A 23,462-nucleotide genomic window follows, 5' to 3' on the forward strand; every position below is an offset into this window, starting at 1 on the left:
TGACCCGGGACACGGCCCACCCACGCCTGTTGCAACGAGTTGCACGCCCGTTGCACACTCGACGGCATGGCCCTCGAGCACGCCCTCCTCGTCGCGCTGACCGAGCGCCCCGGCACCGGCCTCGAGCTCACCCGCCGCTTCGACCGCTCGATCGGGCTCTTCTGGCAGGCCACCCACCAGCAGGTCTACCGGACGCTGGGCCGCATGGAGCGCGACGGCTGGGTCCAGGTCGAGACCGCCGGCCGCCCGGGGTCCCAGCGCGGCCGTGGCGAGAAGCGCTACGTCGTGGCCCCCGCCGGCGCCGACGCGCTGCGCTCTTGGCTGGCCGAGCCGCAGCCCACCGAGCAGTTCCGCAGCGCGCTGACGGTGCGGCTGCGCGGGGCGTCGTACGGCGATCGCGCGGCCGTCCTCGACGACGTGCGCACCCACCTGACCGAGCACGCCGGTCGCCTGGCCGGCTACGAGGCGATGTGCGCGCGCGACTACCCCGACCCGGCGGCGCTCAGCGGAGCCGCGCTCGACCAGTACCTCGTGCTGCGCGGCGGCATCGGCCTCGAGCGGTTCTGGGTGGACTGGCTGACGGAGTGCCTCGCCGCCCACGACGCCGCACCCGACGCCGCACGCGACCCCGCCGCCCCTGACGCCGCTGCCCCCGACCCGACCGAGAGGACCCCCCGATGAGCACCAGCCCCTTCCCGCACCTGCTCGCCCCGCTGACGGTCGGCGACCTCACCCTGCGCAACCGCACGGTGATGGGCTCCATGCACACCGGGCTCGAGGACGCGGTGCGCGACCTGCCGAAGCTCGCCGCCTACTACGCCGAGCGCGCGCGGGGCGGGGCCGGGCTCATCGTCACGGGCGGCTACTCCCCCACCAAGCGCGGCTGGCTGAAGCCGCTCGCCGGGGAGATGAGCACGCGGTTGCACGCCGCGCGCCACCGCCAGGTGACCGACGCGGTGCACGCCGAGGGCGGCGCGATCGCGCTGCAGGTGCTGCACGCCGGGCGCTACGCCTACCACCCCTTCAGCCGCGGCGCGTCGGCGCGCAAGAGCCCCATCACCCCCTTCCGGCCGAAGGCGATGTCGAGCAGGGAGGTCGACGCGACCGCCACCGCCTTCGCCCGCAGCGTCGCGCTCGCGCGGAAGGCCGGCTACGACGCGGTGGAGGTGATGGGCTCGGAGGGCTACCTCCTCAACCAGTTCCTCGCCGCCCGCACCAACGACCGCACCGACGCCTGGGGCGGCACCGCGGAGAAGCGTATGCGCCTCGCGGTCGAGGTCGTGCGCCGCTCCCGCGAGCTGGTCGGCGACGGCTTCCCGATCGTCTTCCGCACCTCGCTGCTCGACCTGGTCGAGGACGGCCAGACCTGGGAGGAGACCGTCGAGCTCGCCCAGCGGCTCGAGGCCGCCGGCGTCAGCGTGCTCAACACCGGGATCGGCTGGCACGAGGCCCGGGTGCCCACGATCATCACCCAGGTGCCCCGGGCGGCCTGGGTCGAGCACACCGCCCGCCTCCGCGCGGCCGTGTCGGTGCCGGTGTGCGCCTCGAACCGGATCAGCACGCCCGACGAGGCCGAGCGCATCCTCGCCGACGGCTCGGCCGACCTGGTCTCCATGGCGCGCCCCTGGCTGGCCGACCCCGCGATCGTCACCAAGGCGGCCGCCGGCCGCGCCGACGAGATCAACACCTGCATCGCCTGCAACCAGGCCTGCCTCGACCACACCTTCTCCGGCCGCAAAGCCTCCTGCCTGGTCAACCCGCGCGCCTGCCGCGAGACCGAGCTCGTCCTCGCACCCACCCGGCGTCGTCGGCGCGTCGCCGTGGTCGGCGCCGGCCCGGCCGGGCTCTCGGCCGCCGTCACCGCCGCCGAGCGCGGCCACGAGGTGACGCTGCTCGAGGCCGCACCCGAGATCGGCGGGCAGTTCCGCCTGGCCATGGCCGTGCCCGGCAAGGAGGACTTCGCGGAGACGCTGCGCTACTACACCCGCCGCCTCGAGGTGCTCGGCGTCGACGTGCGGACCTCGACGCGGGCCGAGGCGGGCGACCTCGCGGCGTACGACGACGTGGTGGTCGCCACCGGCGTCGTCCCGCGCACCGTCGACTTCGACGGCGCCGACCACCCCAAGGTCGTGTCCTACGCCGACGTGCTGAGCGGGCGGGTCGTCCCCGGGCGGCGCGTGGCCGTGGTCGGGGCCGGCGGCATCGGCGTCGACGTCAGCGTCTGGCTGACGCACCTGCCCGGCGAGACGCTCGAGGACTGGAAGGCGCACTGGGGCGTCGGCGACCCGTCGCTGCACCGCGGCGGCCTGACCGAGCCCAAGCCCCGCACGCCCGCGCGCGAGGTGACGCTGGTGCAGCGCAAGACCACGCCCATCGGCAAGGGGCTCGGCAAGACCTCGGGCTGGGCGCACCGGGCGGTGCTGAAGCAGTCGGGGGTCGTGCAGGTGAGCGGCGCGACCTACGTGCGCGTCGACGACGAGGGGCTGCACCTGCTCGTCGACGGAGAGCCGCGCGTCGTGGCCTGCGACCACGTCGTCGTCTGCGCGGGCCAGGAGTCGGTGCGCGACCTGCACGACGCCCTCGCGGCCGCCGGTGGCGACACCCGCCTGCACCTCGTCGGCGGCGCCGACGTCGCCGCGGAGCTCGACGCCGAGCGCGCGATCCGCCAGGGCACCGAGGTGGCCGCGGCGATCTGACCCCGTCGCCGGCTCGGCACGTAGCGTGAGGGGCGTGCTGCGCGACCACACCGACGCCGAGGCCAGGGCGGCGCTGCCGCTGAAGTGGGGAGCCGTGCCCGAGGGCACGATCCCCGCCTGGGTGGCCGAGATGGACTGGCACACCGCGCCCGCCGTCACCGACGCGGTCACCGCGGCGCTGCAGCGGGGCGTCACCGGCTACGCGCCGTTCGACGACGCCGGCGTCGGCGCGGCGTACGCCGGGTTCGCGCGGCGGCAGTGGGGCTGGGAGGTGCCCCCCGAGGCGAGCGTGCCCGTGCCCGCGGTGGTGCCCGGACTGCGGCTGGTGCTGGAGTCGCTGTGCCCGCCGGGGCCGGTGGTGGTGCCGCTGCCGTGCTACCCGCCCTTCCGCGACGTCGTCGCGCTCGCCGGTCGCGAGGCCGTCCACGTCGAGACCGACCCCGACGACCCCGAGGCGGCGCTCGACCTCGCCGCGGTCGAGCGGGCCTTCGCCGCCGGCGCGCGCACCCTGCTGCTCTGCTCGCCGCACAACCCGCTCGGCCGGGTCGCGCGTCGCGCGGAGCTCGAGGCGCTGCGCGACCTCGCCGCGCACCACGGCGCCCGCGTCGTGGCCGACGAGGTGCACGCGCCGTTGACGCTGCCCGACGGGCCCGCGTTCACGCCCTACCTCGCCGTCGACCCGCGCGGCATCGCCGTCACCAGCACGACCAAGTCGTTCAACGCCCCCGGCCTGCCCTGCGCCCAGGTCGTCGCCCTCGACCCGGAGGACCGCGCGGTGCTGCAGGCGCTGCCGCTCGTGCAGACCCACGGCTGGTCGCCGCTGGGCGCCGTCGCCTCGGTCGCGGCGTGGCGCCACGGCGACGCGTGGCTCGCCGCCGTGCGCGACCGCGTCGCGGCCAACCGCGACCTGCTCGGCACGCTGCTCGCGGCACACCTGCCGCTCGCGCGCACCCGGCGGCTCGAGGCGACCTACCTGGCGTGGCTCGACCTCCGGGCGTACGCCGCGCCCGACGGCCGCGGGCCCGACCCCGTCGCGCGGGCCGAGGCGGGCGGGGTCCGGCTCGGGCCGGGCGAGGACTACCACCCCGGGCTGCCGGGCCACGCCCGCCTGAACCTCGCGACCTCGCCGGACCGGCTGACCGAGGTCGTGCGCCGGCTGGGCGTGGCCCTGGCCCCCGCCTGAGCGAGCGGGGGCGCTAGGGCGCGAGGACCGTGAGCGCCCCCGGCACCACCTCGACGACGAGCGGCTCCGCGTCGAGCCCCGGCAGGACGCCGAGGCCCTCGCCGTCGCCGCCGACCGGCACGCCGCCGCGCGCCTCGGCGCGCAGCTCGACGCGGCGGGCCCGGCGCACGTGGACGGCGTCGAGGTGCACGTGCGACCCGTCGTACACCTTGGGCAGGCTGCGGATGAGTGCGCGCTTGGAGGCCGCCTCGATGACGACGACGTCGAGCAGGCCGTCGTCGAGCACGGCGTCGGGGGCGATGTGCATGCCCTTGCCGTAGAAGCCCGAGCCCGCCACGACCACCGTCGCCGCGTCGTGCTCCACCTCGACCCCGTCGACGTCGAGGCGGTAGCGGCCCGGCCGGAAGGTCGAGAGGGCGCGGACGGCGGCGTAGGGGTACTGCACAGCGGAGGGGAGGCGGTGCGCCCGGTCGACGAGGTCGGAGGCGAGCGCGTCGACGCCGGCGTAGACCGAGCCGGCCACGCGCCGCTCCTCCTGCCCGGGCCAGGTCGCGGCCACCAGGTCGACCGTGCGGGCGCGCCCCGCGAGGAGCACCTGCGCCTGGGCCGCCGGGTCGTCGGGCAGGCCGAGCGCGCGCGCGAAGTCGTTGCCGCGCCCGGCGGGCAGCAGGCCGAGGGTGCCGCCCTGCCGCGAGACCGGGCCGACCAGCGACGACAGCATGCCGTCGCCGCCGACCGAGACGACGACGTCGCCGCGCTGCACCGCGCGGGTCACGAGGTCGTGCACCGCCCGTGACCCGGGCGAGTAGGTCACCTCGACCTGCGCGCCCGCGTCGCGCAGCAGGCGCGCGACCGGGACGACCGCACCGGGGGCCGCGCCGCCGCCCGAGGCGGGGTTGACCAGCAACGTGAAGGACCGCGTCACGGGACGAGCACCCCCGGGTTCAGGACGCCGGTGGGGTCGGCCGCGGCCTTCAGCGCGCGCAGCAGCTCGACCCCGACGGGGCCGACCTCGCGGGCCAGCCACGGCTTGTGGTCGGTGCCGACGGCGTGGTGGTGGGTGATGGTCGCCCCCTGGTCGAGCATCGCGTCGGAGGCCGCGGACTTGGCGGCGAGCCACCGCTCGAGGGGCGCGTCGCCCGCCGGCGCGGCGACGGTGAAGTAGAGCGAGCACCCGGTCTCGTAGACGTGGCTGACGTGGCACAGCACGATCGCCTGCTCGCCGAGGCTCGCGACGAGGGCGGCGCGCACCGCGGCGTACAGCGCAGGCACCCGCGACCAGAAGGTCGCCGTCTCCATCGTCTCCACGAGCACACCGGCGTCGAGCATCGAGTCGCGCAGGTACGGCGCGTCGAACCGACCGTGGGTCCAGGCCTCCCCGGGGTCGGTGCCGAGGCGCCGGCCACCCAGGGCGGTGAGCACCTCGGTGACCTCGTCGCGGCGGCGCGCGACGGCGGCGGGGGTGCCCTCGTAGCCGGTGATCATCAGGCAGCCACCGCCGGGCGCCCCGTCCCCGTCCGCTCCCTCGGACCCGTCGGCCCCGATCGCGTCGGGCCGCGCGAGGTTGAGCACGGTCTCGTGCTCGTCGGAGAGCCGCAGCACGGTGGGCAGCTGGCCGGCCTGGGCGAGCGTGCGCATGGCCGTCTGCCCTGCCTCGAAGGAGGGCCAGTGCCAGCCCTCGTAGGCCTTCTCCTCCGGCACGGGGCGCACGCGCACGGTGACGGCGGTGACGACGCCGAGCGCGCCCTCGGAGCCGAGCAGCAGCTGGCGCAGGTCGGGGCCGGCGGCGTTGGCCGGCGAGGAGCCCAGGTCGAGGCGTCCCCGCGGGGTGGCCGCGGTGAGCCCGACGACCATGGCGTCGAAGCGGCCGTAGCCCGCGCTGGACTGCCCGCTCGAGCGGGTGGCGGCGAAGCCGCCGATCGAGGCGAACTCGAACGACTGCGGGAAGTGGCCGAGCGTGAAACCCTCCGCCGCGAGCAGCGCCTCGGCCTCGGGACCACGCAGACCCGGCTCGAGGGTGGCGGTGCGCGAGACCGGGTCGAGGGCCACGAGCCGCTTCATCCGCACCAGGTCGAGGCTGACGACGCCGGCGAGGCCGTCGCGCCGGGCGACGAGGCCGCCGGTCACCGACGTGCCGCCGCCGAAGGGCACCAGCGCGACGCGGTGCTCCACCGCCCAGTCGAGGACCGCCTGCACCTCGTCGTGGTCGCCGGGGCGCACCACGGCGTCGGGGGCGTCGGACAGGTCGCCGGCGCGGGCGCGCAGCAGGTCGGGCGTCGACTTGCCGCGGGTGCGCAGGCGCCGGGTCGCGTCGTCGCAGAGCACGTGGGCCTCGCCGACGACGGCCCGCAGGTCGTCGAGCAGGCCCGGGTCGAGGCGGGGGGCGGGGGGCCGCGGGTCGGCCACCGCGGGCGTCTCGTGGTGGCCGAAGGCGAGCTCCACCAGGCCGGCGGTCGCCTCGGGCAACGCGGTGGCACGGGCCGGGTCGCCCCAGCGCTGGGGGTGCATCTCGGGCACGGTGGGGCGCTCCGGCGCCGCAGCGGGGCCTGCTCCGGTGGTCGTCATGTGTTACAGTGTGACACATGACGTCACTCCGTCACAACACCCAGGACGCCTACCTCGATGCAGCGCGCGCCTGCATCCTCGACGTCGGCTGGCGTCGTACGACGCTCACCGAGGTGGCGCGCCGGGCCGGGGTCTCGCGCATGACGATCTACCGCACGTGGCGCGACATGGCCGCGCTCCTCGCCGACCTGATGACGCGGGAGTGGGGCGCGCTGGTCGACCGCGTCGGCACCCGGCTCGCCGACACCGACCTCGACGAGGTCGAGCAGCTCGCCGAGGCGGTCTCCGCGACCGTCGAGGCGCTGCGCGCCAACGAGCTGTTCATCCGCATCGTGGAGCTCGACCCCGAGCTGCTGCTGCCCTACCTGCTGCACCGCCGCGGCCGGAGCCAGGACCTGGTGCTCGCGCTCGTCGAGGACCAGGTGCGCCGCGGCCAGGAGGCCGGCACCGTGCGCACCGGCGCGCCGGCCGCGATCGCCCGCGGTCTCGTGCTGGCGGCCCACGGCTTCGCCTTCTCCTCGCACACGATGGTCGACGACGAGGTCTCGGAGGCCGACGTCGACGCCGAGCTGCGCGAGCTGGTGCGCCGGGCGGTGCGGGCGTGACCGGGGCGGGTGCGACCGGGGCGGGCGCCACCCGCATCGGGGCCGGCGTCGCGGACCTCCCCGACGAGGTCGACCTGGTCGTCGTCGGGCTCGGCGTGACCGGCGCCGGCGTCGCCCTCGACGCCGCGACCCGCGGCCTGCGCGTGCTCGCCGTCGACGCCCACGACCTCGCCTTCGGCACCTCGCGGTGGTCCTCGAAGCTCGTGCACGGCGGGTTGCGCTACCTCGCGCACGGCCAGGTCGGCGTCGCCCACGAGTCGGCCGTCGAGCGCGGCGTGCTCATGGAGGTCACCGCACCCCACCTGACCCGGGCGATGCCGATGGTCATACCGCTGTCCTCCGGCGTCACCGGCGCCCAGGGCGGCGTCGCGCGGGCCGGCCTGTGGGCCGGCGACCTGCTGCGGCGCGCCGCCGGCACCGACCGCGAGACGCTGCCGCGCCCGCGGCGCATCAGCACCGAGGAGACGCTGCGGCTCGCCCCGGGCCTGCGCCGCGCCGGGCTCCGCGGCGGCCTGCTGTCGTGGGACGGCCAGCTCGAGGACGACGCCCGCCTCGTGGTCACCCTCGCGCGCACCGCCGCCGCGCGCGGCGCCCTGGTGCGCACGCGGGCGCGGGTCGAGCGGGCACGCGGCGACGGCGTGGTGCTGCGCGACGGGCTGACCGGGGCGACCCACCACGTGCGCGCGGCCGCGGTCGTCAACGCCACGGGTGTGTGGGCCGGCGACGTCGACGACGAGGTGCGGCTGCGCCCGAGCCGCGGCACCCACCTGGTGCTGCGCGCCGACACCCTGCCCGGCCTCACCGCCACCGTCACCGCCCCGGTGCCGGGCGAGACCAACCGCTTCGTCATGGTCATCCCCCAGCCCGACGGCACGCTCTACGTCGGTCTCACCGACGAGCCCGTCGAGGGGCCGGTGCCCGACGTGCCGGAGCCGACCGAGCCCGAGGTCGGCTTCCTCCTCGACGTGGTCGCCGCGGCCTTCGAGCGGCCGCTGCGGCGCAACGACGTCGTCGGCGCCTTCGCCGGGCTGCGGCCGCTGCTCGACGTGGCACCCGCGCCCGGCACGGGCGAGGACGGCGGCGGGCCCGGCCGCACCGCCGACCTCTCGCGTCGCCACGCCGTGCTCACCTCGGCCTCGGGCGTCGTGACGGTCGTGGGCGGCAAGCTCACGACCTACCGCCGGATGGCCGAGGACGCCGTCGACGCCGCGCTCGTCGCCTCGCCCGGGCTCGCCGGGCGGGCCGGGCCGTGCGTCACGCGGTCGACCCCGCTGCTCGGCGCGGCCGACCGCACCACCCTGGCCTCGCTGGAGCAGCCGCGGCGCCTCGTCCGCCGCTACGGCACCGACGCGGCGCTCGTCCTCGACACGGCGCGGCAGGTGACCGGGTTCGGCGACGAGGAGCTGCTCGCCCCGGCCGCACCGGGCGTCCCGGTGTGCCTGGCCGAGCTCGTCTTCGGGGTGACCCACGAGGGCGCCGTCGACGTCGACGACCTGCTGGACCGGCGTACGCGCGTGGGGCTGGTGCCCGCCGACCGCGCGCTCGCCGAGCCCCTCGCCCGCCGCGCCCTCGCCCTCGCCTCCCCCTCGCGGTAGGCCCCCGGCCTGCCGGAGCCTGCCGGAGCCCGTGTCGGAGTCACCGGTCGACCGGGGACTCCTGCACTTGTGCCCCGAGAACTCGGCCCACAAGTGCAGGACCTGGGCCACAAGTCCGTCGAAAGGCGTGCCGAAGACCGATGAATCCGGGCGTCGACACCGGTCCCCACCCACGACAGACTGGCGCGAACAGGGGAGCCGACGGGTGGAGAGCACGATGACCGAGGTGCGGGAGGCCCCGACGGGGCCGACGACAGGGCCGACGACAGGGCAGACGACGGGGCCGACGGGCCTCGCGGCGAAGCAGGCCGAGCTGGCCGACTTCCCGTCGCTGACGCAGCGCTACCAGCGCGAGCTGCTCGCGCACTGCTACCGGATGAGCGGCTCGGTCCACGAGGCCGAGGACCTGGTGCAGGAGACGCTGCTGCGCGCGTGGCGGGCGTCGGCGGACTTCGAGGGCCGCTCGTCGGTGCGCACCTGGCTCTACCGCATCGCCACCAACGTCTGCCTGACCAACCTGGAGGGTCGGCCGCGCCGGCCGCTGCCGACCGGCCTCGGCACCGCCGACTCGCTCGCCGGCGACGCGCTCGAGGCCGACCCCGAGGTGCCCTGGCTCGAGCCGGTGCCCGACGCCGCCGTCGTGGTGGCCGAGCGCGACACGATCCGACTCGCCTTCATCGCCGCGCTCCAGCACCTGCCGGCGCGCCAGCGCGCGGTGCTCGTCCTGCGCGACGTGCTGCGCTGGTCGGCGGCCGAGACGGCCGAGGCGCTCGACACCACCACCGCGGCGGTCAACTCCGCGCTGCAGCGTGCCCACGCGCAGATGGCGAGCCGGGCGCTGACCGCCGACACCGTCCAGGACGAGCTCACCGCCGAGCAGCGGGTGCTGCTCGACCGCTACGTCGAGGCGTTCTGGCGCAAGGACGTCGACGAGGTCGTGCGGCTGCTCACCGCCGACGCGGTGTGGGAGATGCCGCCCTTCACCGGGTGGTACCGCGGCGCGGAGAACATCGCCCGCCTCATCGACACGCAGTGCCCGGGCGGCGCGCACGACATGCCGATGGTCGCGACCTGGGCCAACGGGCAGCCCGCCTTCGGTCTCTACATGCGCGGGCCGGAGGGCGACTTCGTGCCCTTCCAGCTGCAGGTGCTCGAGCTCGACGGCGACCGCGTCGCGCACGTCGGCGCGTTCTTCGGCGAGCGGCTCTTCGCGACCTTCGGGCTGCCCGACCGGCTGCCCGCCGACGTGCGCCCCGACGCGGGCGCCGCTCGCTCGGGGCCCGGCGGCTCCGGCCACGACGTCTCGGCCTAGGGCCGTGCCCCCCTCCCCGACCGGCGTCCCCGACCCGGTCGAGCTGCTCGAGCGCGCCCTCTGCTGGGTCGGCCCGGTGCTCGGCAGCGTCACCGACGACCTGCTCGGTGCCCCCACCCCCTGCGGCCGGTGGCGGCTGCGCGACCTGCTCGCCCACCTCGACGACGCGCTCACGGCGTTCACGGAGGCCGCGGCCGGCGAGGTGCGCATCGACGGCGCCGCACCGACTCCCGACGCCCGCGCCGGTGCCGCCGACCTCGTCACCCACCTGCGGGCCCGGGCGAGCCGACTGCTCGGGGCGTGGATGGCCACGTCGCCGGTCGGGGTGCCCGTGCGGCTCGCCGACCGCGGCCTCGACGCCGACCTGCTGGTGCGCGTCGCCGCGCTCGAGGTGGGGGTGCACGGCTGGGACGTCGCGCGCACGGTCGGCGGGCCCGCGCTGCCGACCGGCCTGGCGTCCGCCCTGCTCCCGGCCGCGCGGCTGCTCGTGCCGGAGGCCGGGCGGGCGGGGCGCTTCGCCGCGCCCGTGACGGTCGACCCGGGCGCTCCCGCCGACGTCGCGCTCCTGGCGTGGCTCGGTCGCGAGCCGTCCGCGCAGGCCGCACGGTCCCGCGGCCCCGGCTGACCGGCTGACCGGCGCCTCCCGGCCGCCTAGAGCCAGTGCAGCGAGCGGCCGTGCGGGTGGGTCCAGGCCACGGCGCAACCGTCGAGGCCGAGCACGAAGGTCGCCAGGTCGGCGGGCACCGCGGGGCCGGTCGCGGTGACCTCGGGCAGCACCTGCGGGCCCTCGTTGCTGATCCAGTGGCACGCGCCCCGTGTGACCAGCTCGCGGGCGGTGGCCACGAAGTCGGGCCGCTCCTCGGGGCGCACGTAGGCGAGCACCGCGCTGTGCACGACCACCACCTCGCCGTGCCGCGCGGCGGTCTCCACCAGCGCCGGCAGGTCGTCGAGCAGGTCGCCGCGCACGAGCACGGGCGGGTCGTGGCGGGCGACCGCGACGGCGGCCCGCAGGCGCTCCCGTCGTGCCTCGTCCTCGGGCCACACCAGCTGCTCGAGCCACGCGACGGCGTCGTCGTCGCACACGTCGAGCGGGTGCAGGTCGAGTCCCCCGCGCCAGGCGACCTCCACCGGACGCCTCGGCAGCGGCACCGGCCCGCTGGTGGCGCACGCCAGCACCGGGGGCGGGGGCCAGCCGCCACCGGGCGCGGGGTGGAGGCTGCCCCCGACGCTCCCGCTCCACCGGTAGGCGACGCGGTCGGGGTAGAGCGTCAGCCCCGCGCTCGCGCCGACCTCCACCAGCGCCAGCGGCCGGTCGGTGGTCGCGGCGACCTGCGCCAGCAGCGGCACCGTCGTCGCGAGGCGCCCCACCTCGTTGGTCTGCGTCGAGCGCGCCAGCACGGTCGCGCGCAGCGTCCCGTCGTCGTCGAGCAGCGCCGCACGCAGCGCGTCGTACGGACCCGGGGCCGGGACGCCGTGCCACCGCGCGGCGGCGAAGACCAGGTTGGGCTGCCGCTTGAGCGTCGGCAGCGCGTCTAGCCAGGCGAGCACGTCGCGGTCGCCGGCGACCTGCGTCGCCCAGTCGGCGAAGCACGGCGAGTCGGCGGCGGCGTGCCGCGCGAAGTCGAGGTACTCCTCCGCCACGCTCGCGTAGAGGAGCATCAGGCCCTCGGCAGGGCAGTACGCCGCACCCGCGGCCCGCCGCCGCCGGGTCGCCGGCGCTCGAGCCAGGCCGCCGCGAGCACCCCACCGACCGCGCCGAAGAGGTGCCCCTGCCACGACACCCCCGGCTGCCCCGGCAGCACCCCCCACAGCGCGCCGCCGTAGAGCACCAGCACCACGAGCCCCAGCGCGATCTGGCCGGGCCGGCGCGAGACCAGGCCGCGCACGAGCAGGTAGGCCAGCCAGCCGAAGACCAGCACGGAGGCGCCGAGGTGGATCCCTCCGGCCGGCGCCACCAGCCACACCCCGAGCCCGCCGACCAGCCAGACCACGGCGGTCACCGCGGCCCAGCGGGCCAGCCCCGAGAGCAGCACGAGGAAGCCGAGCACCAGCAGCGGCACCGTGTTGCCGACCAGGTGGCCCCAGCCGCCGTGCAGCAGCGGCGCGACCACCACCCCACCCAGGCCGTCCTCGCTGCGCGGGCGCACGCCCTCCAGGTCGAGGCGGCCGCCGAAGGCGACCTGGTCGACCAGCTCGAGCAGCCACAGCAGCGCGACGAAGCCGCCGGCGACCAACGCCGCGGTGCCCGCGCGCGATCCCCCGCCCGTCCTGCCTGCCGCGCTCCCGCCCCACGGGGAGCGGGAGGAGCTCAGTCGCCCCGCCACTTGCGCTCGAAGGGCAGGCGCCACGCACGCGGGGCGATGAGCTGGTGGATCTGGTTGGGCCCCCACGAGCCGACGGCGTAGGGCCGCACGGGCGGCGGGTTGTCGAGCAGCGGCTGCGAGACCTCCCAGAGCCGCTCGACGCCCTGGCTGGTGGTGAAGAGGGTGTGGTTGCCCTTGACCGCCTCGAGGATCAGCCGCTCGTAGGCCTCCAGGAGCGAGCCCGCCCAGTCGGTGTCGTCGACGGAGAACTGCATCGACAGCTTCTCCAGCCGGAAGCCCGGGCCGGGACGCTTGCCGTAGAACGACAGCGACATCCGCGACTTGTCGGCGAGGTCGAAGGTGAGGTGGTCGGGCCCGTGCTGCCCGATGCCCGAGCCGGCCGGGAACATCGACTTCGGCGGCTCCTTGAAGGCCACCGAGATGATCCGCTGGCCCTGGCCGAGCTTCTTGCCGGTGCGCAGGTAGAACGGCACGCCCGCCCAGCGCCAGTTGTCGACGAAGCACTTGAGCGCGATGAAGGTCTCGGTCTCCGACTCCGGGGAGACGCCCGGCTCGTCGAGGTAGCCGGCGTACTGCCCGCGCACGACGTCGCGCGGCTCGATCGGCAGCATCGAGCGGAAGACCTTGTTCTTCTCCTCCGTGATCGACAGCGGGTCGAGCGCGGTGGGCGCCTCCATCGCGGTGAAGGCGAGGATCTGGAAGAGGTGGGTCACGACCATGTCGCGGTAGGCGCCGGTCGCCTCGTAGAACTGCGCGCGCTGCTCGAGGCCGAGCTGCTCGGGCACGTCGATCTGGATGTGGTCGATCATGTTGCGGTGCCAGATCGGCTCGAAGAGGCCGTTGGCGAAGCGGAAGGCGAGGATGTTGAGCGCCGCCTCCTTGCCGAGGAAGTGGTCGATGCGGAAGACCTGGTCCTCGTCGAAGACCTCGTGCACGGCCGCGTTGAGCCGCTTCGCCGACTCGAGGTCGGTGCCGAAGGGCTTCTCCATGATGATGCGCGCGCGCTCGACCAGGTCGGCCTCGCGCAGCGTCTCGAGCACGGCCAGCGCGGCCTTGGGCGGCACGGAGAGGTAGTGCAGCCGCTGCTGCGGCTCGGTGCACTCCGCCTCGGCCTCGTCGACCGCGCGGCGCAGCGACTCCGGCGTGCCGCCGGGCGCCCACCACAGCCGCTTCGAGAAGTCGTCCCACTGCTCGTCGGTGACGTCGTCGCCGAACTCGTCGAGCGCCTCCTTGACGAAGTCGACGAAGGAGTCGCGCGTGTGCTCGTCGAGCGAGGTGCCCACGATCTGCACGTGCGGCAGCAGGCCGGAGCGCAGCAGGTGCAGCAGCCCGGGCAGCAGCTTGCGTCGCGAGAGGTCGCCGGTCGCGCCGAAGAGCACCACCGTGGTGGGCGGACCGGGCGTGCCCTCGGGGCGGCGCTCGGGGTAGTTCATCACCATGCGATCACCATGCCCCCAGCCTCCCACGCGCGCACGGGCGGGCCGACCGCCGGCGGGTGTGCGTCCGGCGTACGGGCGGGTAACGGTCGCGACGGGCCGGCCCTCACCGACGCCGGCCGGCCTCAGCCCGCCGGGAGCGAGACGTAGGTGGTCTCGAGGTACTCCTCGATGCCCTCGAAGCCGCCCTCGCGGCCGAAGCCGCTGGCCTTGACGCCGCCGAAGGGCGCGGCGGGGTTGGAGAGCAGGCCGGTGTTGATGCCGACCATGCCGTGGTCCAGGCGCTCGGCCAGCCGCAGCGCCCGCGCCAGGTCGCGGGTGTAGGCGTAGGACGCCAGGCCGTAGTCGGTGTCGTTGGCCAGCCGCACGGCCTCGTCCTCGTCGGTGAACGTCGTCACCGGCGCCACGGGGCCGAAGATCTCCTCGGCGGCCAGCCGCGCCGAGGCCGGTACGTCGACCAGCACGGTCGGCGGGTAGAAGTGGCCCGGGCCGTCGATGCGGGTGGCGCCGGCCAGCACGCGGGCGCCGCCGGCGACGGCGTCCTCCACGAGCTCGCCCACCGAGCGGACGGCGTCGTCGTCGATGAGCGGGCCCACCTGCACGCCGTCGTCCTGGCCGCGACCGACGACCAGCGACGACATCCGCTCCGCGAGGCGGGCGGCGAAGTCGTCGGCCACCGCGGCGTGGACGAGGAAGCGGTTGGCCGACGTGCAGGCCTCGCCCATGTTGCGCATCTTGGCCACCATCGCGCCCTCGACGGCGGCGTCGAGGTCGGCGTCGTCGAAGACGAGGAAGGGCGCGTTGCCGCCGAGCTCCATCGAGACCCGCTGCAGCCGGTCGGCCGACTGGCGCACGAGGATCCGGCCGACCTCGGTCGACCCGGTGAAGCTGACCTTGCGCAGCCGCGCGTCGGCCTGCAGCGCCTCGCTCACGGCGGGGGCCTCGGAGGTGGTGACGACGTTGAGGACGCCGTCGGGCAGCCCGGCCTCCTGCATGATCCGCGCGAGCGCCAGCGAGGTCAACGGGGTCTGCTCGGCGGGCTTGAGCACCATCGTGCAGCCCGCCGCGACGGCCGGGCCGATCTTGCGGGTGCCCATCGCGAGCGGGAAGTTCCACGGCGTCACCAGCAGCACCGGGCCGACCGGCTTCTTGATCGTCACCAGCCGGGAGCCGCCGGCGGGCGCGGGCATCCAGCGCCCCGCGATGCGCACGGCCTCCTCGGCGAACCAGCGGAAGAACTCCGCGCCGTAGGCGACCTCGCCCTTCGCCTCGGCGACCGGCTTGCCCATCTCGAGGCTCATCAGCAGCGCCAGCTCGTCGGTGCGGGCGACGATCGCCTCGAACGCACGGCGCAGGACCTCGCTGCGCTCGCGGGGGGCCGTGCGGCCCCACTCCTCCTGCGCCGCCACCGCGGCGTCGAGGGCGGCGCGGGCGTCCTCGACGGTCGCGTCGGCGACCTGCGCGAGCTCGCTGCCGTCGGCGGGGTCGGTCACGGCGAAGGTGCGCCCGCCCGCCGCGTCACGCCACGCGCCACCGACGAAGAGCTGGGGGGTGAACAGGGCGCCGGTGCCGCGGAGTGCGTCGCTCATGGGCTCATGCTGGCACGCTGCCCAGGAGCGGTGGTCGAGACCACCGCCCCCCGCGCGGACCGGCTGCGGGGAAGCCGGGACAACCCGCGGGCGAGGTGGCACACTCGGGAGTGCCGGGCCCCTCGCTGACCCCATGCTGCGAGGGGCTCGGTCTCGTCTCCGGGCCTCTTCTCCGGGCCTCTTCTGCGACCTCGGCCCGGGTGACCCGGCCTCAGCCCTTGTGGCGCGGCTTGCGGTCGGGCCTGCCGCTGCTGGACCCGCCCCCCGAGCCGGGGCCGCGGTCGAGCTGCAGCTCGATGAGCTTGCCCGAGATGCGGGTGGAGCGCAGCGCGTCCCACGCCCCCGCCGGCAGCTCCTTCGGCAGCTCGACGAGGGAGAAGTCGGGGCGGATCGAGATGTTGCCGAAGTCCGAGCGCGACAGCCCGCCCTCGTTGGCGATCGCCCCCACGATCTGGCGCGGCTCGACCTTGTGGCGCTTGCCGACCGCGATCTTGTACGTCGCGAAGTCGCCCTCGCGACCGCGCGGGCGCCGCTCGCGCTCGCCGCGGCCGGGTCGCTCGCCCCGCCCGGGTCGGTCGCCCCGGTCGGCGCGGTCGCCCCCGCTGTCCATGCGCACCGGCTTGGGCTCCGCGGCCGGGTCGATGAGCATCGGCTCGTCGCCTTGCAGCACCGTGGCCAGCGCCGCGGCCACGTCGACCTCCGCCACGTCGTGGTGGCGCACGTAGTGGGCGACCACGTCGCGGAAGAAGTCGACCTTCTCGGTGTCGGCGAGCGCGGCGGTGATCGCGTCGTCGAAGCGCGCGAGCCGGGTGGAGTTGACGTCCTCGGCGCTCGGCAGCTGCATCTGCTGCAGCGTCGCCTTGGTGCCCTTCTCGATCGCCTTGAGCAGGCCCCGCTCGCGGGGGGTGACGAAGGAGATCGCGTCGCCGGTGCGGCCCGCCCGGCCCGTGCGGCCGATGCGGTGGACGTAGGACTCGTGGTCGGTCGGGATGTCGAAGTTGACGACGTGGCTGATGCGCTCGACGTCGAGGCCGCGGGCGGCGACGTCGGTGGCGACGAGGATGTCGAGCGAGCCGTCCTTGAGCTGGTTGACGGTGCGCTCGCGCTGCTGCTGGGCGATGTCGCCGTTGATCGCGGCCGCGGAGTAGCCCCGGGCGCGCAGCCGCTCGGCGAGCACCTCGGTGGCCTGCTTGGTGCGGACGAAGACGATCATCCCCTCGAAGTTCTCCACCTCGAGGATGCGCGTGAGCGCGTCGACCTTCTGGGGGTAGGACACCAGCAGGTAGCGCTGGGTGATGGAGGCGTTGGTCTGGGTCTTCGTCTTGACCGAGATCTCGACCGGGTCGTCGAGGTACTTCTTCGAGATGCGGCGGATCTGGGGCGGCATCGTGGCCGAGAAGAGCGCGACGTCCTTGGTCGCCGGCGTCTCGGCGAGGATCGTCTCGACGTCGTCGGCGAAGCCCATCTTGAGCATCTCGTCGGCCTCGTCGAGCACCAGGAAGCGCAGCTGCGAGAGGTCGAGCGTGCCCTTCTCCAGGTGGTCCATGATCCGGCCCGGGGTGCCCACGACCACGTGCACGCCGCGGCGCAGCGCGGAGAGCTGCACGCCGTAGCCCTGGCCGCCGTAGACGGGCAGGACGTGCACGCCGGCGGTGCGGGCGGCGTACCGCTCGAACGCCTCGCAGACCTGCAGCGCGAGCTCGCGGGTGGGCGCCAGCACCAGCGCCTGCGGCGCCTTCTGCGAGAGGTCGAGGCGGCTGAGGATCGGCAGCGCGAAGGCGGCGGTCTTGCCGGTGCCGGTCTGGGCGAGGCCGACGACGTCGCGGCCCTCGAGGAGCGGCGGGATGGTGGCGGCCTGGATCGGGGAGGGCGTCTCGTAGCCGACGTCGCGCAGCGCCGCCAGCACCTCGTCGCTCAGTCCGAGGTCGGCGAAGGTCGTGCTGTCGGTCGGCGTGTCGGTCGGTGCATCACTCACCGGTCAAGGGTAGGGGGCCGCGCGCCGCACGGCGATTCGTGGCGGCCCGCAGCGCCCGGTGGAGGGCGGACGCGCGTGGTGGGCCCGAGAGACCCGCCGGGTGGAGGAGCGGAGCACCTCACCCGTTCCGGTTGTCGGGGCGGGGGAGCGGGGCTACCGTAGGTGAACAGGAAGTGAACGAGAGGTGACCGACGATGGACTCCACGATGACCAGCCGACCCGTCGCGACCGGCCTGGTCGCGCACTGGGTGCCGGTGACCGACGCGCGCGGGCGCACCCGGCTCGAGATGCACTGGGGCGCCCCGCACGCCCCCGCGCCGGTCGGCGCGCACCAGCACGCCGCCTGAGCGAGGTCCGGCACCACCTGCCGACCTGACCGCCGCGCACCAGCCACCGACGGCGCCGCCCCACCCCAGGGCGGCGCCGTCGTCGCGTCCCCGGTCCAGACCACCGGCGCGGGCGCGGGAGCGGCCCGGAACAACCCGGCGCGCAGTTTTGGTTTACGTCTCAACTACCACCCACTACAGTGGTGATTGAACCTTCAACGACTACCCTCCAGGAGCCACCCGCCATGGGCATCTTCAACCGCAGCGAGTCCCGCACCGCCACCTCGACCGCCCCCGCCCCCGCCACCGCAGCCCCCGCGGGCGCCTTCGACGCCGGCACCACCGCGCTCGCCGACGTCTCGGGGCAGTACACGATCGACGCCAGCCACTCCCACGTCGGCTTCTCGGCCCGCCACGCGATGGTCACCACCGTCCGCGGCGCGTTCAAGGACTTCGAGGGCACCGCGACGGTCGACACCGCGAACCCGGCGGCCTCCTCGGTGCAGCTGACCATCCAGGTCGCCAGCGTCGACACCGGCAGCGCCGACCGCGACGGGCACCTCGCCTCGGCCGATTTCTTCGACGCCGCGACCTACCCGACCATCACCTTCCGCTCCACCGACGTGCAGCGCGACGGCTCGGAGTGGACGGTCACCGGCGACCTGACCATCAAGGACGTCACCAAGCCCGTCACCGTCGTCTTCGAGGAGACCGGCTCGGCGACCGACCCCTTCGGCAACACCCGCGTCGGCTTCGAGGGCGAGGTCGTCGTCAACCGCAAGGACTGGGGCCTCACCTGGAACGCCGCGCTCGAGACCGGCGGCGTCCTGGTGTCGGAGAAGGTCAAGCTCGGCTTCGACGTCTCCGCCATCCGCTCCGCCTGAGGTCTCCGAACACCTCGCAGCACCACCGACCGGGCCGGCTCTGGTCCGCCCGCCTCGCCGCCCCGGGGCCGCCGCGCACGTCGCGGCGGCCCCGTCGTGCGTAGGCGGTCCTGCCGGTCCGGGCCGACGGCGGGAAACCGGGAGACACCGACCCCGGCCGGGTGGTCCCCTGGGGCCGTGACCAGCGCGACGGCCGCGAGCGCGGCGTACTCCGTGCCCCTGCCCGACGGGCTCACCCAGCGCACGCTGCGCTTCGAGGACGCCCGGGCCGTGACCGACCTGATCGCGGCGCAGGAGGTCGCGGACGTCGGGGAGCAGGTCGTCGAGCTCGCCGACGTCGAGGCGGACTGGTCGCGCCCCAGCCACGACCTCGCCGCCAGCGCCGTGGGCGTCCTGGACGGCGAGCGGCTGGTGGGCTACGCCGAGGTGACCGGCGGCGACCGCGGCGACGCGTGCGTGCACCCCGACGAGCTCGGCCGCGGCATCGGCACCTGGCTCGCCGGGTGGCTGCAGGACCGCGCCCGTCGGCTGGGCGCCACCGAGATCGGGATGCCGGTGCCGCAGGGCTCGCCGGGCGACCGGCTGCTGACCGCGCTCGGGTGGCGCGTGCGCTGGACCTCCTGGGTGCTCCAGCTGCCGCCCGGCCGGGAGGTCGCGGCCCCGACCCTGCCCGCGGGCCACGCCGTCCGCGAGGCGCGCCCCGACGACCACCGCGCGGCGCACGAGGTGGTCGAGGACGCCTTCCTCGAGTGGTCACGCCGCGACCGGCAGGACTTCGCGGACTGGTCCGCGACGACCGTGGGCCGGCCGGGCTTCGAGCCCTGGTGCCTGCGCGTGGTCACCGACGCCGCCGGCGTCGTGGTCGGCGCGGTCCACGTCGTGCTGTCCGGTGAGGGCGCCGAGCGCACGGGCTTCGTCGACAAGCTCGCCGTGCGCGCCGACCGGCGGGGTCTCGGCTTCGGGCAGGCGCTGCTCGCCGACGCCTTCGCCGCCGCCCGCGCCCACGGCGCCACCCGCTCCGAGCTGTCGACCGACTCGCGCACCGGCGCGCTCGGGCTCTACCAGCGGGTCGGGATGGAGGTCACCCCCACCTGGCTCAACCGCGGCGTCGCGCTCTGAGCGGGGGCGCCGCGCCGTCCGGTCAATTGCTGGGTTGTGGCCCATTTACCGACAAGTAACCGGGCCACAACCGAGCAATTGACGGGGACCACGCCCGCACCCCGGCCCGGCCCCGCGCGCCTCAGCCGACGACGGTGGTGACGACGGCCGTGACCGACGGGCGCGGCGGGGCGGAGGAGAAGCCGAACCGCGCGGGCGGGTCGAGGGGCGCCAGCGCGCCGAGGTCGACGCCGTCGAAGCTCCCCCACGCCGCGACGACCGCCCGGGTGTCGGTCGCGCCGTAGAACTCCTCGCGCCCTCCGCCCGCCGAGCCGCGCGTGCGCACGCCGCGCAGCACGCGGCGCGCGACCGGGTCGGTGACGGCGCACCACGCCGGGGCGGTGGCGACCGGCGCAGGCACGAGCCGCAGCAGCCACCCGAGCGGCAGCCGGCGGCCGACCTCGAGGTCGATGGTCAGCGACGGCGAGCGCACCGCCCACCGTGCGCCGCGGCGTACGCCGTGGGGGCCGGCCGGCGACACCGCGAACGGCTCGACCCGCACCTCGTCGAAGGTGTAGGTGCCGGCGATGAAGTGGGCGACCTCCTGTCGGGGGGCGAGCAGCACCCGGTGCCCGTCGGCCCGCTCGACCATCGCGTCGGCGAAGGGACCGAGCGGGGTGTCGTGCCACCGGCCGAGCACGACGCGCACGCCCGAGGTCGAACCGACCCCGGCAATGTGCCCGGCGAAGCGGCGCGGTCCCTCGGGCGGGCTCACCGCAGCCGCGCCCCCGAGATCGCGCGCGCGATGACGAGCCGCTGGATCTCGGAGGTGCCCTCGAAGATCGTGTAGATGCGGGCGTCGCGCGCCATCCGCTCGACGGGGTAGTCGCGGGTGAAGCCGTTGCCGCCGAGGATCTGCATCGCCTTGCCGGTGACCTCGATCGCGGTCTCGCCGGCGACCAGCTTGGACATGGACCCCTCGGCGGCCTCGAAGCGCTTGCCCTGCGCCGCCATCCACGCCGCGCGCCACACCAGCAGCCGCGCCGCGTCGATCGAGGTGCGCATGTCGGCGAGCATGAAGGCGATTGCCTGGTTCTCGACGATCGGGCGGCCGAACTGCTCGCGCTGGCGGGCGTAGTCCAGCGCGTACTCGTAGGCCGCGCGCGCGATGCCGATCGCCTGCGCGCCGACCGCGGGGCGGGTGCGCTCGAAGGTCGCCATCGACGGCTGCGTGCGGTCGCCGGAGCCCTCGCGGGCGCGTGCGAGCCGCTCGTCGAGCCGCTCCTTGCCGCCGAGCAGGCAGCGCCCCGGCAGGCGCACGCCGTCGAGCACCACCTCGGCGGTGTGGGAGGCGCGGATGCCGTGCTTGGCGAACTTCTGGCCCTGGCTGAGCCCCGGCGTGCCCGGCGGCACCACGAAGCTGGCCTGGCCGCGCGCCTTGAGCTCCGGGTCGACGACCGCCGTGACGACGTGGATGTCGGCCATGCCGCCGTTGGTCGCCCAGGTCTTGGTGCCGTCGAGCACCCACTCGTCGCGCGCCTCGTCGTACGCCGCGCGCGTGCGCATCGCGGACACGTCGCTGCCGGCGTCGGGCTCGGAGGAGCAGAAGGCGGCCGTGCGCAGGTCGCCCGGGGTGCCGAACATCGCAGGGACCCACTCGCCGACCTGCTCGTCGGTGCCGTTGGCGCGCACGGAGGCGGCGGCCAGGGTGGTGCCGACGATGGCCAGGCCGATGCCGGCGTCGCCCCAGAAGAGCTCCTCCATCGTGACCGGGATGCCGAGGCCGGTCTCGTCGAAGGACTGCGTGGCGAAGAAGTCGAGGGAGTAGAGGCCGATCTTGGCGGCCTCCTCCAGCACGGGCCACGGGAAGTCCTCGCGCTCGTCCCACTCCGCCGCGGCGGGGCGCACGACGTCGCGGGCGAAGGTGCGCACCCACTGCTGCAGCTCGAGGTGGTCGGGGCCGAGGTCGAACGATGGCGTCGTCACGAGCGGAACCTACTGGTCGGTCACCCACCCGCGGGAGGGGTCCGGCGCCGTGCCGGGACGCCTAGCGTGGGCGCATGGTCGACACCCACTCCCCGACGTTCCGGCTGCGCGCGACCGTGGTCGGCACACCCGACCCGCGCGGCCTCGCGGAGTTCTGGGGTGAGCTGCTCGAGTGGGAGGTCCGCGAGTCGGAGCCCGACTGGGTGCGCATCGGGCCTCCGGACAGCGAGGACCCCGGGCTCTCCTTCCAGCTCGAGACCGACCACGTGCCGCCGGTGTGGCCCGCCGGGCCTGGCCAGCAGCAGATGCAGCTGCACCTCGACGTGCTCGTCGACGACCTGGAGGCCGCGGTCGGCCGCGCGCAGGCGCTGGGTGCCCGGGTGGCCGAGCACCAGCCCGAGCCCGACGTCCTGCGGGTGCTGCTCGACCCCGACGGCCACCCCTTCTGCCTGTTCCTGCCGGGGGCCTGAGGCGCGCGACCTCCCGGTCGTCGAGCAGGCGGGTCAGCGGGCGAGCGCGGCCTCGATGTCGGCGGCGATCTTCTCGGGCTTGGTCGTCGAGCCGTAGCGCTTGAGCACGGTGCCGTCGCGACCGACGAGGAACTTGGTGAAGTTCCACTTCACCTTGCTCCCGAGCAGGCCGGACTTCTCGCTGCGCAGCCACTGGTAGAGCGGGTGGGCGCCGGGTCCGTTGACCTCGACCTTCTCGAAAATCGGGAAGGACACGCCGTAGTTGCGCTGGCAGAACTCCCCCTGCTCCGCCCCGGTGCCCGGCGCCTGGTGGCCGAACTGGTCGCACGGGAAGCCCAGCACGACCAGGCCCTGGTCGCGGTAGTCCTGGTAGACCTTCTCGAGCCCCTCGAGCTGGGGCGTGAAGCCGCACTGCGAGGCGGTGTTGACGACCAGCACGACCTTCCCGGCGTACTCCGAGAGCGGCTTCTCCTCCCCGGTCGGGGTGGCGGCGGTGAAGTCGGTCAGCGTGGGCACGGTGGTCCTCCCGGGTCGGGCGCGTCGTCGGCGGTGCAGGTCGGGCCGGGCGAGGTACGCCGGCGCGAGCGGTGGTGGTTCGGCGCCGGAGTCCACCTGGATGGGGGAACCGGCGGGGTGCGGTCGAGACCACCCTCACACCTTCGGGCAAAGCCCGGACGCGGTGGTCCGTGCCGGGCGAGGATGGCCGCGTCCGGGCGAGGGTCCGGGACACCAGGGCCCTGGGGCCGGACAGGAGGGTGACGTGCCGACGACCGCACCGCTGCCCGCCCTGCCCGCGGAGGCCGCCGCCCGCCGCCGGCGCGACACCGTGCTCGCGAGCGTCGGCATCGGCCTGGCCGCGGTCGCCGTCGTCGCGCTCGGCGTCGCCACCGTGGTGCAGGGCCGGTTGCCCGTGCCCGTGCCCTTCGCGGCTCCCGAGTCGCCCTCGAGCGTGCAGCCGGGCGGCGAGGGCCAGGGCGAGGTCGTGACCGAGCCGCCCGCCCCCACCGTCGCCGAGCCGGTCGGGCAGCCCGGCCGCCAAGGTGGCGTGCCGGGCGGCGCCGTCGCGGTCCCGGCCGTCAGCGGCGCCGGCGTCGAGGCCCCCGCGGCCCCTGCGCCCGCTGTCGACCCGCCGGGCGGCTCCCCGAGCAGCCCCCCGCCGAGCAGTCCTCCCCCGAGCAGTCCTCCCCCGAGCAGCCCGCCTCCCGGCGGGACGCCCGACCCGCCGCCCCCGGCGCAGCCGGAGGGCCCGGCGTCCGCGGCCGTCGACCCCGTCGTCACGACGCTCACCCGCACCGTCGACGGTGCCACCGGCGGCGCGACGCAGCCGGTCACCGGCCCGGTCGGCGCCACCACCGACGGCGTCACCGACCTGCTCGACACCGTCCTGACGCTCCCCGCCCAGCGCGGCTGACCGCGTA

Annotated in this window: 22 protein-coding genes; 12 read left to right on the forward strand and 10 right to left on the reverse strand. The window is 75.6% G+C overall.

Annotated elements, in window-relative coordinates; translation table 11 throughout:
- Window positions 1-66 precede the first annotated feature (66 nt).
- The 3 genes from BJ989_RS01875 to BJ989_RS01885 are packed head-to-tail and all read left to right on the forward strand — an operon-like array spanning window position 67 to window position 3,879.
- Complete coding sequence (locus BJ989_RS01875; RefSeq protein WP_179516768.1) at window positions 67-681, forward strand: PadR family transcriptional regulator; 615 nt, start codon at window positions 67-69, stop codon at window positions 679-681.
- Window positions 678-2,696: an FAD-dependent oxidoreductase gene (locus BJ989_RS01880; RefSeq protein WP_179516769.1), complete on the forward strand. Its 2,019-nt coding sequence runs from the start codon at window positions 678-680 to the stop codon at window positions 2,694-2,696. Before BJ989_RS01875 ends, BJ989_RS01880 begins: the two co-directional genes overlap by 4 nt.
- 34 nt (window positions 2,697-2,730) lie before the next feature.
- The gene (locus BJ989_RS01885; protein WP_179516770.1) at window positions 2,731-3,879 is read left to right on the forward strand and encodes an aminotransferase class I/II-fold pyridoxal phosphate-dependent enzyme; all 1,149 of its coding nucleotides are present in this window, start codon (window positions 2,731-2,733) and stop codon (window positions 3,877-3,879) included.
- 13 nt (window positions 3,880-3,892) lie between these two features.
- On the opposite strand, the gene BJ989_RS01890 is transcribed toward BJ989_RS01885, so the two are convergent.
- Window positions 3,893-4,804: a diacylglycerol/lipid kinase family protein gene (locus BJ989_RS01890; protein WP_343049006.1), complete on the reverse strand. Its 912-nt coding sequence runs from the start codon at window positions 4,802-4,804 to the stop codon at window positions 3,893-3,895.
- Complete coding sequence (locus BJ989_RS01895) at window positions 4,801-6,444, reverse strand: FAD-binding oxidoreductase (protein ID WP_246283379.1); 1,644 nt, start codon at window positions 6,442-6,444, stop codon at window positions 4,801-4,803. Before BJ989_RS01895 ends, BJ989_RS01890 begins: the two co-directional genes overlap by 4 nt.
- Window positions 6,445-6,461: 17 nt before the next feature.
- Here BJ989_RS01895 and BJ989_RS01900 point away from each other — a divergent pair, with 17 nt between their 5' ends.
- From BJ989_RS01900 to BJ989_RS01915, 4 genes are all read left to right on the forward strand, one after another.
- Entirely contained in the window at window positions 6,462-7,049 is a 588-nt protein-coding gene (locus tag BJ989_RS01900) for a TetR/AcrR family transcriptional regulator (protein ID WP_179516771.1), read from the forward strand.
- Window positions 7,046-8,644, forward strand: coding sequence for an FAD-dependent oxidoreductase (locus BJ989_RS01905; RefSeq protein ID WP_179516772.1), 1,599 nt, complete (start codon window positions 7,046-7,048; stop codon window positions 8,642-8,644). Before BJ989_RS01900 ends, BJ989_RS01905 begins: the two co-directional genes overlap by 4 nt.
- Window positions 8,645-8,849: 205 nt before the next feature.
- Window positions 8,850-9,956, forward strand: a complete 1,107-nt coding sequence (locus BJ989_RS01910; protein WP_343049007.1) for a sigma-70 family RNA polymerase sigma factor — start codon at window positions 8,850-8,852, stop codon at window positions 9,954-9,956.
- 4 nt (window positions 9,957-9,960) lie between these two features.
- Window positions 9,961-10,581 (forward strand): TIGR03086 family metal-binding protein, encoded by a 621-nt coding sequence (locus tag BJ989_RS01915; RefSeq protein ID WP_179516773.1) that lies wholly within the window; start codon window positions 9,961-9,963, stop codon window positions 10,579-10,581.
- 26 nt (window positions 10,582-10,607) lie between these two features.
- Here the strand turns inward: BJ989_RS01915 and BJ989_RS01920 are convergent, their stop codons facing one another.
- From BJ989_RS01920 to BJ989_RS01940, 5 genes are all read right to left on the reverse strand, one after another.
- A complete protein-coding gene (locus BJ989_RS01920) occupies window positions 10,608-11,615 on the reverse strand; it encodes a DUF2332 domain-containing protein (RefSeq protein WP_179516774.1) in 1,008 nt (335 codons plus the stop codon).
- Window positions 11,615-12,190 carry a rhomboid family intramembrane serine protease gene (locus tag BJ989_RS01925; protein ID WP_246283380.1) on the reverse strand — a complete coding sequence of 192 codons (576 nt, stop codon included), beginning with the start codon at window positions 12,188-12,190 and terminating at the stop codon, window positions 11,615-11,617. The genes BJ989_RS01920 and BJ989_RS01925 overlap by 1 nt, the downstream gene beginning before the upstream one ends.
- Before the next feature lie 74 nt (window positions 12,191-12,264).
- The gene (zwf, locus tag BJ989_RS01930) at window positions 12,265-13,719 is read right to left on the reverse strand and encodes a glucose-6-phosphate dehydrogenase (RefSeq protein ID WP_246283381.1); all 1,455 of its coding nucleotides are present in this window, start codon (window positions 13,717-13,719) and stop codon (window positions 12,265-12,267) included.
- A 122-nt stretch (window positions 13,720-13,841) separates the two neighbouring features.
- Entirely contained in the window at window positions 13,842-15,305 is a 1,464-nt protein-coding gene (locus BJ989_RS01935) for an NAD-dependent succinate-semialdehyde dehydrogenase (protein WP_179516776.1), read from the reverse strand.
- Window positions 15,306-15,516: 211 nt separating this feature from the next.
- The gene (locus BJ989_RS01940) at window positions 15,517-17,280 is read right to left on the reverse strand and encodes a DEAD/DEAH box helicase (RefSeq protein ID WP_179516777.1); all 1,764 of its coding nucleotides are present in this window, start codon (window positions 17,278-17,280) and stop codon (window positions 15,517-15,519) included.
- A 194-nt stretch (window positions 17,281-17,474) separates the two neighbouring features.
- Here BJ989_RS01940 and BJ989_RS01945 point away from each other — a divergent pair, with 194 nt between their 5' ends.
- From BJ989_RS01945 to BJ989_RS01955, 3 genes are all read left to right on the forward strand, one after another.
- Entirely contained in the window at window positions 17,475-17,627 is a 153-nt protein-coding gene (locus BJ989_RS01945; RefSeq protein WP_179516778.1) for a hypothetical protein, read from the forward strand.
- A 224-nt stretch (window positions 17,628-17,851) separates the two neighbouring features.
- Window positions 17,852-18,490 (forward strand): YceI family protein, encoded by a 639-nt coding sequence (locus tag BJ989_RS01950; RefSeq protein ID WP_179516779.1) that lies wholly within the window; start codon window positions 17,852-17,854, stop codon window positions 18,488-18,490.
- Window positions 18,491-18,667: 177 nt separating this feature from the next.
- On the forward strand, window positions 18,668-19,609 hold the full coding sequence (locus BJ989_RS01955) for a GNAT family N-acetyltransferase (RefSeq protein WP_343049008.1): 942 nt from the start codon (window positions 18,668-18,670) through the stop codon (window positions 19,607-19,609).
- A gap of 121 nt (window positions 19,610-19,730) precedes the next feature.
- Here the strand turns inward: BJ989_RS01955 and BJ989_RS01960 are convergent, their stop codons facing one another.
- Together BJ989_RS01960 and BJ989_RS01965 are read right to left on the reverse strand one after the other, a co-directional pair.
- Entirely contained in the window at window positions 19,731-20,363 is a 633-nt protein-coding gene (locus tag BJ989_RS01960) for an MBL fold metallo-hydrolase (RefSeq protein ID WP_179516780.1), read from the reverse strand.
- Window positions 20,360-21,574, reverse strand: a complete 1,215-nt coding sequence (locus BJ989_RS01965; RefSeq protein WP_179516781.1) for an acyl-CoA dehydrogenase family protein — start codon at window positions 21,572-21,574, stop codon at window positions 20,360-20,362. The genes BJ989_RS01960 and BJ989_RS01965 overlap by 4 nt, the downstream gene beginning before the upstream one ends.
- A gap of 74 nt (window positions 21,575-21,648) precedes the next feature.
- On the opposite strand from BJ989_RS01965, the gene BJ989_RS01970 reads away from it, so the two are divergent.
- A complete protein-coding gene (locus BJ989_RS01970) occupies window positions 21,649-22,044 on the forward strand; it encodes a VOC family protein (RefSeq protein ID WP_179516782.1) in 396 nt (131 codons plus the stop codon).
- Between the two features lie 33 nt (window positions 22,045-22,077).
- On the opposite strand, the gene BJ989_RS01975 is transcribed toward BJ989_RS01970, so the two are convergent.
- Entirely contained in the window at window positions 22,078-22,560 is a 483-nt protein-coding gene (locus BJ989_RS01975) for a redoxin domain-containing protein (protein ID WP_179516783.1), read from the reverse strand.
- Window positions 22,561-22,804: 244 nt separating this feature from the next.
- On the opposite strand from BJ989_RS01975, the gene BJ989_RS01980 reads away from it, so the two are divergent.
- Window positions 22,805-23,455, forward strand: coding sequence for a hypothetical protein (locus BJ989_RS01980; RefSeq protein ID WP_179516784.1), 651 nt, complete (start codon window positions 22,805-22,807; stop codon window positions 23,453-23,455).
- The last annotated feature ends 7 nt before the right edge of the window (window positions 23,456-23,462 follow it).

Source organism: Nocardioides perillae (genome assembly GCF_013409425.1).
Taxonomy (GTDB): domain Bacteria; phylum Actinomycetota; class Actinomycetes; order Propionibacteriales; family Nocardioidaceae; genus Nocardioides; species Nocardioides perillae.